The 14,177-nt window shown below is 72.0% G+C and carries 11 protein-coding genes; 6 read left to right on the top strand and 5 right to left on the bottom strand.

Annotated features, from left to right (window positions below; translation table 11 throughout):
- Positions 1–45: 45 nt before the first annotated feature.
- The 5 genes from HQQ88_RS17665 (at position 46) to HQQ88_RS17645 (ending at position 5,207) form a co-directional block, all read left to right on the top strand.
- Positions 46–876, top strand: coding sequence for a ThuA domain-containing protein (locus tag HQQ88_RS17665; protein ID WP_123294665.1), 831 nt, complete (start codon positions 46–48; stop codon positions 874–876).
- Complete coding sequence (locus HQQ88_RS17660) at positions 873–1,976, top strand: Gfo/Idh/MocA family protein (RefSeq protein ID WP_367917051.1); 1,104 nt, start codon at positions 873–875, stop codon at positions 1,974–1,976. Before HQQ88_RS17665 ends, HQQ88_RS17660 begins: the two co-directional genes overlap by 4 nt.
- Before the next feature lie 257 nt (positions 1,977–2,233).
- Positions 2,234–3,607 carry an ATP-binding protein gene (locus HQQ88_RS20270; protein WP_173170640.1) on the top strand — a complete coding sequence of 458 codons (1,374 nt, stop codon included), beginning with the start codon at positions 2,234–2,236 and terminating at the stop codon, positions 3,605–3,607.
- On the top strand, positions 3,604–4,218 hold the full coding sequence (locus HQQ88_RS17650) for a response regulator transcription factor (protein ID WP_248704288.1): 615 nt from the start codon (positions 3,604–3,606) through the stop codon (positions 4,216–4,218). The genes HQQ88_RS20270 and HQQ88_RS17650 overlap by 4 nt, the downstream gene beginning before the upstream one ends.
- Positions 4,219–4,313: 95 nt before the next feature.
- Positions 4,314–5,207 (top strand): hypothetical protein, encoded by an 894-nt coding sequence (locus HQQ88_RS17645; RefSeq protein ID WP_173170638.1) that lies wholly within the window; start codon positions 4,314–4,316, stop codon positions 5,205–5,207.
- 70 nt (positions 5,208–5,277) lie between these two features.
- On the opposite strand, the gene opgC is transcribed toward HQQ88_RS17645, so the two are convergent.
- From opgC to HQQ88_RS17625, 4 genes are all read right to left on the bottom strand, one after another.
- Positions 5,278–7,782 (bottom strand): OpgC domain-containing protein, encoded by a 2,505-nt coding sequence (opgC, locus tag HQQ88_RS17640; protein ID WP_173170636.1) that lies wholly within the window; start codon positions 7,780–7,782, stop codon positions 5,278–5,280.
- On the bottom strand, positions 7,779–8,189 hold the full coding sequence (locus HQQ88_RS17635) for an ATP-binding protein (protein WP_173170634.1): 411 nt from the start codon (positions 8,187–8,189) through the stop codon (positions 7,779–7,781). The genes opgC and HQQ88_RS17635 overlap by 4 nt, the downstream gene beginning before the upstream one ends.
- Positions 8,186–10,135, bottom strand: a complete 1,950-nt coding sequence (locus tag HQQ88_RS17630) for a glycosyltransferase (RefSeq protein WP_173170777.1) — start codon at positions 10,133–10,135, stop codon at positions 8,186–8,188. Before HQQ88_RS17630 ends, HQQ88_RS17635 begins: the two co-directional genes overlap by 4 nt.
- Before the next feature lie 329 nt (positions 10,136–10,464).
- The gene (locus HQQ88_RS17625; RefSeq protein WP_173170631.1) at positions 10,465–11,205 is read right to left on the bottom strand and encodes a TetR/AcrR family transcriptional regulator; all 741 of its coding nucleotides are present in this window, start codon (positions 11,203–11,205) and stop codon (positions 10,465–10,467) included.
- A gap of 124 nt (positions 11,206–11,329) precedes the next feature.
- Between HQQ88_RS17625 and HQQ88_RS17620 the strand changes: the two genes are divergently transcribed.
- Positions 11,330–12,256 carry an NAD-dependent epimerase/dehydratase family protein gene (locus HQQ88_RS17620; RefSeq protein ID WP_173170629.1) on the top strand — a complete coding sequence of 309 codons (927 nt, stop codon included), beginning with the start codon at positions 11,330–11,332 and terminating at the stop codon, positions 12,254–12,256.
- 390 nt (positions 12,257–12,646) lie between these two features.
- Here HQQ88_RS17620 and HQQ88_RS17615 read toward each other — a convergent pair whose 3' ends face one another.
- Positions 12,647–13,975 (bottom strand): fibronectin type III domain-containing protein, encoded by a 1,329-nt coding sequence (locus tag HQQ88_RS17615; protein ID WP_173170627.1) that lies wholly within the window; start codon positions 13,973–13,975, stop codon positions 12,647–12,649.
- Positions 13,976–14,177: the final 202 nt, after the last annotated feature.

Raw genomic sequence — 14,177 nt, 5'->3', positions numbered from 1 at the left:
GCCCCGGACCGACGCCACCACGCAACCCAGCCAGAAAGGCACACCATGACCACCACCCCGCTGCGCATCACCGTCTGGGGCGAGAACGTCCACGAGCAGGTCGAGCAGCACGTCGCCGAGCGGTACCCCGACGGCATGCACGGCGCGATCGCCGACGGCATCCGCGAGAACCTGCCCGACGCCGTCGTCCGGACCGCCACCATGCAGGAACCCGAGCACGGCCTGACCGACGAGGTCCTGGCCGCGACGGACGTCCTGACCTGGTGGGGGCACGCCGCGCACCAGGACGTCGACGACGCCGTGGTCGACCGGGTGCACAAGCACGTCCTGTCCGGCATGGGCCTGGTCGTCCTGCACTCCGGCCACTGGTCGAAGATCTTCGGCAAGCTGATGGGCACCACGTGCACTCTTCGCTGGCGGAGCGAGCACGACCAGGAACTCGTCTGGACCGTCAACCCGCAGCACCCGATCACCCGCGGCGTCCCGAACCCGATCGTCATCCCCGAGCAGGAGATGTACGGCGAGTACTTCGACGTGCCGACCCCCGACGAGCTCGTCTTCATCTCGGGCTTCACCGGCGGCGAGGTGTTCCGGAGCGGCATGACGTACCGCCGCGGCCTGGGGAAGATCTTCTACTTCTCGCCCGGCGACCAGGACTTCCCCGTCTACCACCACAAGGACGTCCGCCGCGTGATCGCGAACGCGACCGAGTGGGCGCGGCCGGAGCGCGAGCGGGAGATCCCGACGCTCCGCCGCTACGACCTGGGCGAGTACTTCGAGGGCCAGCACTACCGCGGCCCGTTCGACGACGCGCCCGTCGACGACGCCTCTGTCGACGACGCGCCCGTCGACGACCACGCCGGAGCGCAGGCGTGACCGCGCTCCGCGTCCTGCAGGTCGGCGCCGGCGGCATGGGCCGGGCCTGGCTCGGCACCGTCGCCGCCGACCCCGACGTCGAGCTGGTCGGCATCGTCGACCTCGACCTCGACGCCGCCCGGGCCGGTGCCGAACACGCCGGCGACCCGAGCATCCCCGTCGGCACCGACCTGACCGTGCTCGCCGCCGAGACCGGTGCGCAGGCGGTGCTCGACATCACCGTCCCGGTCGCGCACCACCCCGTCACGCTGCAGGCCCTGCACGCCGGGCTCCCCGTGCTCGGCGAGAAGCCCGCAGCGCAGACGGTCGCCGAGGCGCTCTCGCTCGCCGCGGCCGCCGAGGCCACCGGCAAGCTGTTCATGGTGTCGCAGTCGCGACGCTACAACGACCAGCTCGTCGCGTTCCGCCAGCACGTGCGCGGCCTGGGTGCGATCGGCGGCCTGGGCACCCGGTTCGCCAAGGCCCCGCACTTCGGCGGCTTCCGCGAGCAGATGGACGACGTCCTGCTGCTCGACATGGCGATCCACGCGTTCGACTCCGCCCGCTACGTGCTCGAACGGGATCCGGTGTCGGTGTACTGCGAGTCGTGGAACCCGTCGTGGTCCTGGTACCGCGGCGACGCGGCGGCGGCAGCGGTCTTCGCCTTCGAGGACGACGTCCGGTACGTGTACGACGGCTCGTGGTGCGCGCCGGGCGCCGAGACCTCGTGGAACGGCGACTGGCGGGCCTCGGGTGCTGCCGGCACCGCGCTGTGGGACGGCGACCACGACCCCTCCAGCGACCTCGACGGCACCGCCGGTGCGCCGTCGCCCGCTGCCAGCGTGGGACACGAGATCGCCGGGGCGCTGACGTCCTTCGTGCACGCCGTGCGCTCCGGCGAGACCCCGGACGGCGAGGTGCACGGCAACGTCATGAGCCTCGCGATGGTCGAGGCGGCGATCGCCTCGACCCGCACCGGGCAGCGCATCGTCATCGACGCGGTGCTCGAGCGCGCACACGCCGAGGCACTCGCCGCCGAGCGGCACGACGCGGTCCGCGACCGCCTGGCCGCGTGGGGCTCGGTGCGCGAAGCGCTGAGTGCGTCCGTGCCCGCGCCGTAGCGCGCCGGCACACCCGCCCGGCACGCCCGCGCGTGTTCCCCCGAGGTTCCGAGATCTCGGCATGTCGGCGTCCGTCAGGCCCCCGATCGGAACCTCGGCGGACGTGAGCGGCGCGTCGCGGGACCGCGACCGCTCCCGTCGGGCGCGACGCGTGCGGTGAACGTGACCGAGGACGGACGGGAGGCCCGTGGCGACGCCGCCACGGGCCTCCCGTCCGCCTTCCCCCACGACCAGGGCGCGCCGGTTACGGTGTCCCTGTGCACGGACAACGGTCGTCGGACAGTGGCACGACCGCGCAGCCGGTCGTGGTGGTGGCCGCCGACCCGCGGCGACGGACGGGGCGGACTCCGTGGGGGCGCGTCCTCGTCGGGGTCGTGCTCGCCGCCGTGGTCGGCGGCGCCGCCGTCGCGACCGCCGGGGCACTCGTCTCCCAGCGCATCGCCGAGTCGTTCGCCGTCCGCGACGCGACCACCGACACCGCGGCGTTGGCACGGGTCGTGGTCGAACCGGCGCTGCTCGACGTGATCGCCGACCCGGCCGCGACCGACGCCGATCACGCCGCCGCCCGAACCCGACTCGACGACGCGGTCGCCGGCGAGCTCCGGACCGGATCGGCCGTGCGCATGAAGCTCTGGGCGGCGGACGGGACCGTCCTGTGGTCCGATGAACGGCGGCTGGTCGGCGAGCGGTTCCCGCTGTCCGCCGAGGACCTCGAGGCACTGGCGTCCGACCGGTCGGACGCCGAGGTGTCCGACCTCGACGAGCCCGAGAACCGCTACGAACGCGGACACGGGCCGCTGCTCGAGGCGTACCAGGCGGTGCACACACCCTCGGGGGAAGCGCTGCTGTTCGAGGCGTACCAGCCCTACGACGACGTGCTCGCCCGAGCTGCGGACCTGCGGGGGTCGTTCGCCGCCCTGGCGTTCGGCGTCGTCGCCGTCGTGCTCGCACTGCTCGTCCCGTTGCTGCTCTGGCTGCTCGTCCGCATCCGTTCCGGCCAGCGGCTGCGCGAACGGCTGCTCGGCCGCGCACTCGACGCCGAGGCCGCCGAACGTCGCCGGATGGCCGCGGAACTGCACGACGGCCCGGTGCAGGACGTCGCCGGCCTCGCCCTGTCGCTGGGCGCCGACCCCGCCACGCGCGACGCCGCGGTCGTGCTCCGGTCGGCGGTGTCCTCGCTCCGGACGTCGATGTCGACGATCCGTCCAGCGGCCCCGACGCCCGACGGACTCGGTCCCGCGCTCGAGGACGCCTGCGTACGGGCCCGCGCCGCCGGACTGACCACGGTCGTCCGCTCGCCCGACGTCGTCGACGCCTCGCCGGCGGCGCTCCTCGCGGTCGTGCGCTTCGTCCGCGAGGCCGTCTGGAACGCCGTCAAGCACGCCGGAGCGAACCGCGTCGAGGTCACGGTGGACCGGTCCGGAGCCGTCGTGCGGGTGGTCGTGGCCGACGACGGCACCGGGTTCGACCCGGCGGTCGTCGTCGGCTCGATCCGCGCCGGGCACCTCGGGACGACGCTGCTGCGCGAGGTCGCCGAGGACACCGGCGGGTCCCTGAGCCTCCGCACCGGGTCCGGCACCGGCACCACCTGGGAGCTCGAGGTCCCCGCGGACACCGAGGACCTGCGGTGAGGGTGCTCCTGGTCGACGACCACGCCCTCGTCCGGGGCGGCCTGCGCGCCGTCCTCGCGACGACCGACGACTGCGCGGTCGTCGGCGAAGCGTCGACGGGCGAGGACGCGGTGGCGCTCGCCCCCGGGCTCCGACCCGACGTCGTGGTGATGGACCTGTCGATGCCGGGCGCCGGCGGGGTCGAGGCAACCCGGCAGGTGCGCGCCCTGCTGCCCGCTGTCCGGGTGCTCGTCCTCACGACGTTCTCCGACGACCACCGCGTCCGAGCCGCGCTCGCCGCGGGAGCGACCGGCTACCTGCTCAAGGACGCCTCCCCCGACGAGGTCGTCGCCGCGGTCCGCGCCGCTGCCCGGGACGAGACGCCCATCGACCCGCGGGTGGCCCGTGCGCTCCTGCCCGGGGCCGTGCACGTCGACCCAGGACCGGACCTGCCCCCACGCGAGCGTGACGTCCTGGTGCGGCTCGCTCGCGGGCTGTCGAACCGGCAGATCGCCACGGAGCTCGGGATCGCCGAACGGACGGTGAAGGTGCACGTCGGTTCGTTGTTCCGGCGGATCGGGGTCGCCGACCGGACGAGCGCCGCGCTCTGGGCCCGCGACCACGGCTGGTGACCGGGTACTAGTACCAAGGTCCGATGGTGCCGACGACCGGGTCCGGCGACGATCGACGTGTACGGGCCACCCCGGCCCCTCCCCAGGAGGCACCCATGCACACGGCATCCCCCACCACCCGGCGTTCCCGCCGCCGACTCACCGGCATCGCCGCCGCGGTCTCCCTCGGCGCCGTGGCCGCAGCCGCCCTCGTCGGGGTCTCCCCCGCGAACGCGTCCGGCAAGACCTCGACCGGTGGCGACTACGCCGTCACGGTGAACGGGACCACGACGAACCCCGCAGTGGGCAAGGACTTCAAGGTCAAGGACGTCGCCGTCTCGGGCTCGATCAAGGTCCGTGGCAAGCACAACGGCTTCGACATCCGCATCGCCGACCTCGGTGTGTACGACTACACGCTCACCGGCGCGCCCGACACGCAGCGGATGGTGACGAAGCCCACCGTCGTGTTCGCGTCGAAGGTCCCCTCGCTCACCGCCGCGCAGCTCGCCAGCACCAAGCTGTCCTCGCTCGACGTCAAGGACGACACCCTCGTCGCGATCTTCGCCACCGCCGCCGGCAAGCTCAAGGTCCAGGCGAAGGACGGCGCCCAGGGCGGCGTTTTCCAGATGGAGACCGAGTTCGCCGGCCCGGTGACGTTCACGCACACGCTCGGTGCGGGACTCGTCTACTTCACGAACCCGTACACGGGCAAGATCAACTTCGGCGACGGCGTCGCGGCCGTGGCGTCCGGCAGTGGTTCGCACCAGATGCTCCTCGGCAAGGACAGCCCGCAGGTCGCCACGAAGACGTCGCAGACCGCGACGACCACCACGTGGACCGTCCAGCCCGGTGGTCGGCTCGGAGGCGTGCTCGGCGAGGACGCCGTCGAGCTGTCGCAGGGTGCCACCAACTGCACGAGCCAGTGCCAGGCGCAGAACCAGATCCGTGGCTCCCTGCCGGTGCCGCCGGACCCGGTGGACCCGACGCCGCTGGTGGTCGCGGTCCGCTGACGCGACCCGGAGCGGGACAGGAGGCCCGTGGCGACGCCGCCACGGGCCTCCCGTCCGTCCCGCGGTCGCGTCAGCGCGGGATGACCGAGAACAGGAACTTCTTGCGGACCATGTACCAGGCCAGCAGGATCAACGCCGAGTGCACCACGAAGCCGATCCAGAAGTCGCCCCACGGGACGCCCGGGATCGACGCGATCGCCAGCGCGAAGAAGACCTGCCACACGAAGACGTAGAGACTCGCCTGCCCGATCGGGATCCAGAGCCACCCGATCGCCGCCGAGATCGGCTTCCAGAACACCGTCAGGATCGCGTACGACACGATCGCGAAGAACGCGATGTCGACCAGTCGGCCCCACTGCAGGTCCACCCGCTGGTACGCCGTGTTGTACAGGTCCTCGTACATCGACGCCGGGAACGGCACCGGTGTGAAGCCGGCGTGGTTCGCCGCCCAGACGTACACCAGGAACGCCGCGTAGCCGCCGACACCGATGCCGACCAGGATCTTGCCGAGCCGCCCGGTGAGCGCGCCGATGATCTGCCGTCGGTAGTACCCGAGCACGAGGCCGTGGGTGAACACGACCTGCCAGGTGAGCAGCGGGAACACCGCCTCGAACTGCGAGTTCAGCGGGCGGAACTCCGGGTTGAGGGCCTGGAACACGTACAGCGCCCAGCTCACGACCAACACCACCCACCAGAAGCCGCGGCGGATCAGCCAGAGCAGCGGTGGGATGAACAGGCTCAGCACCACGAACAGACCCATGATGTTGAACGGCCACGGGCCCATCTCGAGCAGCAGGAACTGTCGGATGGCGTACCACGGCGGCGGGTAACCGAGCAGCTGCATCGCGTTCGGGTACAGGTCGTACACCCGGCCCTCGGCACCGACGCCCCCGGTTCCGGTCCCCCGGTCGGTGAACGTCGTGATCGCGTCGGTGTTCAGGAACGGGACGAAGCTCAGCGCGAAGACGACCGCGATCACCACGAGCGTGACGAGGTACTGCTTGCGGGCACGCTTCCACGCCCCGATCGCGGCCGCCCACTCGCCGAACTTCTTGATGGCGAACGGGTACGTCATGCCGAGGACCATGCCGGACAGGAACACGAACATCTCGGCGCCGGTGATCGCACCGACCGCGTGCAGCGTGAGGTACGAGTACGGCCCGCCGATCTCGATGTGGGTGATCACCACCGCCAGGATGATGAACCCGCGGAACAGGTCGAGCCGCAGGTCGCGCCCGGGTTTGCCGTCGTCGGGGTAGCGCCAGCTCGGCAGCAACCGTCCGAACAGCCCGCTCAGCAGGAACACCACCGCCAGGCCCACGGCGACCCAGACGATCCACGCCATCTGGTCGCCGCCGGTGTCGTACTGCTGGTCGGTCGCGGCGTTGCCCTGCTGCGTGGTGATGCGGTCGGTGACGGGCCCGAAGGCGAAGTGGTCGCCGCGCTCGAGGTCGGTGCGGAACGACCCGGCGATCCCGGGCACCGCTGTGTCGCGCCAGTCGGCGACACGGTTCCCGGCCTCGGGCTCGCGGCGGTTCGTCTCGAGGAAGGTCACGCCCCGGATCAACGGGCGGTCCTGGACCGAGGCGATCACCTGCCGCCACCAGCCCTGCTTGACCGGGAGCTCCGCGTCGCCCCGGCGGGTGTGGTCGTACAGTGCACCGGTGTCGAGCAGCATCGACCGGTCGCCGTCGACGGCGAACCGGTCGTAGAAGCTGTCCGCCTGCTGCTGCTCGTAGCCCCACGTCTCGTCGAACCGGGACTCGACCTCGCCACGCTCCGGCACGTCGTTGCGGGTGAGGGGGACGTCACGACCGGCGGCTTCGGTCGACTTGCCCTTGCCGAAGTAGTACATCGACAAGCCGACCCAGTCCACCGAGGCGTCGCCCGGCCAGTACGGTTCGTAGGGGTCGTCGGCCGCGGTCAGCTCGCCGTCGCCGTTGGTGTCGAGCTTCGCGACGTCGGTCGCGGAGAGGTCTGCCAGTCGTCCCGCGGACTCGCCGAACGGGTACCCCGCACCGTACGACGGCGACCACACCATGCGCGCGTCGGAGTCGCCGCCGTGCACGGCGGTCGCGAGCGTCCGGAACGCCTGCACGAACTGGGTCGGCTGCTGCCCCCAGCGCACCCACGTGCCGTTCATCTGCGGCGCGAACCGCACGAGCACCTGGGTGTCGTACTGGTCGTGGATCTCCTGGAACGCGGTGTTCGCGGCGCGGGCGTCGGCGGCGTCGAGTGACCGGAGCGACTGCCCGGGCTCGAGGCTCACGACGAGGACCGCGCCCTGCGTCGCCGCGGCACGCGTCGCGCGGAGGAGCTCTCGCCTGGCCGAGCGGTCCAGCGGGTAGTCGATCTCCACCCCGTACATCGACGGCGTCGCACCGAGCCGTCCCTCGTACCCCGCCGGGGAGTCGTCGCCCCAGTCGAGGTCCGGGCCGAACCACGTCGTCCCGCTCGCCGGCTCCGTCGCCGCGGCCGTGTGCACCGTCACCGCGGACGCCGGCAGTGCACCGCCGAGCAGGAGCGTCGCGATCGTGACGAGGACGGCGACCACGCGGGCCGCCAGCAGCCTCACCGGTCGCACACCAGCGTCCAGACGTTGTGCCCGTGCTCGTGCCGGTGCTCCAGGCGGTCGAGGGCGGCGATCGCGAGCGCCAGACCGCGTCCGCTCTCCTGCTCGACGTCGGCCATCGTGACGGCGCTCAGGTCGATGTCCACGGGCAGACCGTTGTCGGTGAGCTCCGCGGTGAGCGCTCGCTCGGTCGACTCGAGCCGCACGGTGTAGCGCCGACCGGTCTCCTGGTCGGAACGGATCGTGTGCTCCACGATGTTCGCCGCGACCTCGGCCAGCGCGGTCTCAAGCGCGAAGCGGAGCCGGGCGTCGTCGATGCCGAGGCCGTCCCACCAGACGCCGAAGCGGTCCTGGACCTCGTCGAGCGACACGGGCGTCGCGGCGACGTCGAAGGTGGTCTCGGCGTTCACAGTGGTCCTCCGGCGGTGCTCGACTCGTGCTCTGACTGGACTCCCGTGCCCGGGCCGCGGTAGAGCACGGCCCGGATCACGATGCTGAAGATGAACAGGTCGAAGACGACCCACGCGGTGTTGACGAGCGGCGCGATGCCCGACGCCTGCCCGGTCAGGTAGCGGATGCCGATCAGGATCAGTGCCGCGACCAGCGCCCCCATCGCGATGAGCTGCGGCTTGACGAGGTCCCACCGGGGCTTCTGCTCGGTCTCGTCGCGCACCTTCGGCGTGACCCGGAACCCGAGCGGCTTGCCGCGGAACACGTTCTCGAACGCACTCGTCACCGCCTCGATCCACACCGGGAACAGCGCGAGCGAGTACTGCTGCCCACGCCACGTCGGTCTGCCGGCGGCCACCACCCAGAACAGCAGCTGGTTGAGCACGAGGAACGGGATCAGCCGGGCGAAGAAGTCGACGCTGTAGGCCTGCACCGGGACGACGCCGAACGACAGGCAGAGCACCGGGGCCGCGATGTAGACGATCGCGGCGAACCCGGACAGGTAGCTCCACATCGTCGAGAAGTACATCAGGCGCTGCCCCCAGGACAGGCCCTTCTGCACCAGCGGGTTCTCGCGGAAGAACACCTGCATGGTGCCCTGCGCCCAGCGGAGCCGCTGCACGAGCATGGTCGGCAGGTCCTCCGGCGCCAGGCCCTTCGCCAGGATCTCGTCGTGGTACGCCGACTTCCAGCCGAGCCCGTGCAGCCGCATTGCGGTGGCCATGTCCTCGGTCACCGAGATCGTCGCCAGCGGCATGATCGGCTGCGCCTCGTCGTCACGGTTGACGTCGAGTGCCCGTGCGAGGACCGCGATCGACTCGATCGCCGCCACGGGCGATGCGTCGCGCCGCCCGAGCACGTCGAGCGCGGCGTCGTCGAGCCCGGCGAAGGTGTTCGCGTCGGTCGACATCGCGGCGAGTTCCTGCAGGTCGTTCCGCACCGACTCGAGGTCGGCGGCGGCGAACCGGAAGGCGATCGTGTCGATCCCCCGCTGGAACGCGTAGGTGACGTCGCCGAGCGGTTCGCCGGCCCGGACCTGGTCGCGGGCGCGGTCGACGACGGCTTCGGCCTCGTCCAGGGCGCCGAGCACCCGCGGGTCCGTTTCGGTCTCACGGGCACGGGCCAACAGCTTCCGCGACGTCGTGATCGTGCGCTGCACCGAGGCCTCGACCTCGACCACGTAGCGGGAGATGCCGAGCTGCATCAGTGCCTCGCGCCGCAGGATCGCGTTCGACCCGCAGAAGAACGCGGCGTTCCAGCCGTCCTTCGACTGCTGGATCGGCCCGTAGAACAGCGGCGCCTGACTGCCGAGCAGGTCCGCCTCGGGGACGTTCTCGAACCACTGCGGCGTCTGCACGAGCGCCATCCGCGGGTCCTTGAAGTAGCCGAGCGTGCGGTCGAGGATGCCGGGCTCTGGTACCTGGTCGGCGTCGAGGATGAGCAGGAACTCGCCCTGGGTCGCGAGCAGGGCGTTGTTGAGGTTGCCGGCCTTGGCGTGCCGGGGACGGTCGATCCAGTCGGCACCGCGGGTGATGACACCGATGCCGAGCGAGTCGGCGGCCGCACGCATCTCGGGGCGGTTGCCGTCGTCGAGGATCCACGTCGTGTGCGGGTGCGTGATCGCCTGCGCCGCACGGGCCGTGCGCACGACCATGTCGACGGGCTCGTTGTAGGTGGTGATGAAGACGTCGACCGTGACGTCGGAGGACGGCTTCGTCGGGGGCTCACCGCGCTCGCGCAACCGCCACGCCCCGAACGCGAACAGGAGCGAGTCGATCACGCTGTAGGTCTCGGCCAGGATGAGCGGCACGGCGATCCACCAGGAGTGCCAGTTCACCGAGGCGGCCCAGCGCCAGACGACGTAGTTCACACCGGCGATCGACGCCAGGAGTGCGACCGTGCGCACCGTGACGAGTCGTCGGCGGGCCGTGCCGGTGGTGAGCCGGCGGCGGTCCTGGCGGCTGACGTCGAGCCCCGTCACCGGGTCGCTCCGACTGCGGGGTCGCCGGCCGAGCTGCGTCGCAAGGGTGCCTCCTGATCCGCGCGGACCCCGGCCGCAGCGCACGCCCGGGTGTGGTGCCGTCCGGCCGCTGCCCAGGGGACACCGTGCCGGCCGTCCGCTCCGGTCGTCGGGCACGACCTCGGCGTAGGGACCTGTCTACCGCAGTGACCGGCACTCTGTCAGGCCCCGAGTGCGAGTCGTGGACAACGGCTCGGGGCGACCGCACGACCGGGTCAGAACGCGGCGGCGAACCCGAGGTCGTCGGCGAGCCGCGCGATCACCTGGTCGAAGTAGGCGGCGCCGTCGGACACCGAGCCGACGAAGTGACCGAAGAGCTCGAACGAGATCGTCCCGAACACCGTCGACCAGGCCATCAGGGTGCGGACCAGGACCTCGTCGGGCAGTGCGATGCCGAACGACCGCAGGGTGGTCACTGCGTCCGCGACGGCGGGACCGGCCGCCCCGGGAGCCGCCGTGGGCGCGGCGGGTGATCCGGGCCTCCCGTCCGCCCCCGACGCCGACGCGACGTTCCCGCCGGGCGCGACCGCATCGGCCACCACCCGCACCAGCGCGAGCGTCGTCCGCGCGGCGGGCACGACCGTCTCGCGCGGTGCGGCGTATCCCGGCACGGGCGACCCGAACAGCAACGCGAAGTCGCCCGGGTGCGCGACGGACCACGATCGGATCGCGCGGCACGCGGCGACCCAGCGTGCACCCGGTTCCGGGCCGGCCGCGGCGTCAGCAGCCTCGACCGCTGCGCCGAGTTCGTCGTAGTCGACGATGAGCAGCGCGGTGAGCAGGTCGTCGCGACTCGGGAAGTACCGGTACACCGCGGACGACACCATGCCGACGTCGCGGGCGACGGCTCGGAGGCTGAGCACTGCGGGCCCCTCGTCGGTGAGGCGGGTGCGCGCGGCGGCCAGGATGTCCGCCCGGATCGTCTGCCGGGCGAGCTCGCGTGCTGTCGGTGCCATCTGGTTACCATGCCACACGAGAGCACTGCACACAAATGAGAGCAGTGCTCTTGCTCTTTCGTCGCCGGACGCGCATCCTGGTTGCGAGAGCACCGCTCTCACAACCAGGACGGAAGCAGGGACCATGTCGCACCACCACCTCGTCATCGGCGCCGGCCCGGTGGGCCGCCACGTCGCCGCGCTGCTCGCCGAGCGCGGCGAGCACGTCACCGTCGCCACCCGCTCGGGTCGGGACACCGGCCTGTCAGGGGTCGATCACCTCGCGCTCGACGCCTCCGACGCCGAGGCCCTCACCCGGGCAGCCGACGGCGCCGCCGTGCTGTACAACTGCGCGAACCCCGGCGACTACACCCAGTGGGAGCGCACCTGGCCACCGCTCGCGGCGTCGATGCTGACCGCTGCCGAGCGGACCGGAGCCGTCTACGCCATCACCGGGAACCTGTACCCGTACGGCCCGGTCGACGGCCCGATGCGCGCCGACACCCCGGACGCGGCGACCGACCACAAGGGGATCCTCCGCGCACGGCTGTGGGCCGACGCCCTGGCCGCGCACCGTGCCGGACGCATCCGCACGGTCGAGGTCCGGGCTTCGGACTACGTCGGGCCGGGCATCGGGGCGAACGGGCACGTCACGCGGGTGCTGCCGGCCGCACTGCAGGGGAAGGCCGTGACGATGATCGGCAGGACCGACCTGCCGCACACCTTCACCGACGTGCTCGACGTCGCCAGGACCCTGGTGGCGGCGGCCTCGGACGAGCGCACGCACGGCCGCACGTGGATGGTGCCGAGCAACGCTCCTCGTACCCAGCGGCAGGCACTGACCGAGGTGCTGGCCGCGGCGGGCAAGGCACCCGTGGCCGTCCACCGGATGCCCGCGGCGGCGATCCGTGCGCTCGGGGTCGTGTCGCCGATGATGCGGGAGCTCGCCGAGATGAGCTACCAGTGGACTGCGCCGTACGTGGTCGACGATGCCGAGAGTCGCGCGGTGTTCGGCATCGAGCCGACCCCGTGGGACGAGGTGTGTCGCCGGACGGTGATGGGGGTGGCGTGAGGCGGGCTGGCGGGGGTGGTGTGAGGCGGGCTGGCGGCGGGGGCGGCGGGCTGCGGCGGGCGGCGGCGGGCTGCGGCGCCGCCGAGGTTCCACAACATGCCGCCGGTGTGCCGCCGAGGTTCCACGGAACGGCCGAGAGCGCGCCGAGGTTCCGAGATCTCGGAACCTCGGACCTCGTACCCTGCACCCCCACCCCGCGCCCCCACCTCGCGACACCGGGTGGCGCCGAGGTTCCACAACACGCCGCCAGTGTGCCGCCGAGGTTCCATGGAGCGGCAGAAAGAGCGCCGACACTCCAAGATTTCGGAACCTCGCCCCCCCGACCCCCGGAACACAGGACGGGGTGGGACGCGCCGTTGCGTCCCACCCCGTCCTGCCTCGGTCTGCCGGTCAGATCACCAGCAGCCGCGAGTACTGCGCCGACGACAGCTGCTGCGCAGCCCCGCCGGAGGCCGGCACACGCCACAGCCCGGCCGAGGGCCCGCTGTCGACGTTCGCGAACACGTCCCCGTCGTCGGAGGCGGCACCCGTGTTCGGACCACGCGACCCTGCCGTGATGCCGGAGACCGCCACGGTGGACTTCCCACCGGTGCCCACCACGAGCTTGTCCGGGATCGTGCGGTCGACCTTGCAGCCGGTCGGACTGGTCGGGTACTCGGCCGGAGCGGTGCACCACTCGGCGGACTGCAGGAGCGAGAAGCCGTCGGCGTTCGCGGCACCGTACTCGAAGGCCAGTCGCGGCTCGATCGTGGTCAACGCCGTGGCACCGGGCTTCAGTTGGTACCAGGCCCACGAACCGGCGGCACCGGGAGAACGGATGTCGACGTACACGTTGCCGTGCGAGTCGGCGAGGACCGCTGCGGGGTACCCGACGCCGGAGCTGCCGGGGAGGGTGATCGCCCGTGCGGTCATGCCGGTGCCCACGACGATCGGGGAGAACTGCGAACCGCCGACGACGACGACCTTGCCGTCGGGGGTGACGGTCCAGAACCGCTGCCCGCTGCCCGTGGCAGTCAGGTCGAGCACGGCCGTCGCGGTGGAACTGCCGACGGGGAGCTTCTGCACCGCACCCGTCACCGAGTCGATCCAGTACAGGTTGCCGGCGACGTCGGAACGCAGGTCGGGGGTCAGGTGCAGCCCGGTCGCCAGCGTCCGCGTGGCACTTCCGTCGGCGGGGTGGAACAGGATCGAGGTCAGGTCCGCCGAGGGGGTGAACACGTCACCGACGTCGTCCGCGGCGAAGCCCGTCCCCTTCGCGGCGACGACCTTCCCGGCGCCGGAACCGTCCTCGGCGAAGCGCACGACGTTGCCGGACGCGTCGAGGGCGAAGAGCGACTGCGTCGTGTCGACCACGGACGGCGTGGTGTAGCGGACCAGGATCGTGCGGCCGGACTTCTTCGCGCCGATCGCCCGGACCGAGAACTTGTAGGTCGTCTTCGGCGTCAGGTCACCGAAGCGGTCGGACCGCGCCTTCGCCGGCAGCCGGTCGACGCCGTTGCCGGGCTGCTGCTGCGCGGGGGCGATCGTGACCTTCCAACCAGTCACCTTCGCGCCCGACTTCGGGGCGCCCCAGGTCACGGTCGCGCTGTCGCCGGCTCCGGTGACCCGGACGGTGGTGGGCGCTCCGGGCGCCGAGGACGAGGGGGCTGCCGTCGCCGGCGCCACTCCCCCGATGACGAGCGCCGCCGCTGCTGCGACGGTGATGAGTGCTCGGTACACGTTCGTTCCCCTGCCTTCTCCGCGGCTCCCTGCGTCACGGCTCCAGGTATCACAGCACCGCTCGGGCGCCAGGGGAACGGATCCGAGCGTGATCTGCGGTTCCCCGCACCGCAAAGCTGGTGACGCAAGGCCGGCACGCGGGGCGGCCCGCGGCGGGAGACGCGACCGGACGACGGACGGGAGGCACGGTGCCAGCTGGCAC

It is taken from the genome of Curtobacterium sp. VKM Ac-2861 (assembly GCF_013204965.1).
Taxonomy (GTDB): Bacteria; Actinomycetota; Actinomycetes; order Actinomycetales; family Microbacteriaceae; genus Curtobacterium.
The sequence above is the reverse complement of the archived record's forward strand: the minus strand, read 5'-3'. Positions and strand labels throughout refer to the sequence as shown.

What these genes read in the sequence shown, in the direction of transcription:
- HQQ88_RS17665 (WP_123294665.1), top strand. Translation starts at nt 46, where the DNA reads ATGACCACCACCCCGCTGCGCATCACCGTCTGGGGCGAGAACGTCCAC.
- HQQ88_RS17645 (WP_173170638.1), top strand. Translation starts at nt 4,314, where the DNA reads ATGCACACGGCATCCCCCACCACCCGGCGTTCCCGCCGCCGACTCACC.
- HQQ88_RS17625 (WP_173170631.1), bottom strand. Translation starts at nt 11,205, where the DNA reads ATGGCACCGACAGCACGCGAGCTCGCCCGGCAGACGATCCGGGCGGAC.
- HQQ88_RS17620 (WP_173170629.1), top strand. Translation starts at nt 11,330, where the DNA reads ATGTCGCACCACCACCTCGTCATCGGCGCCGGCCCGGTGGGCCGCCAC.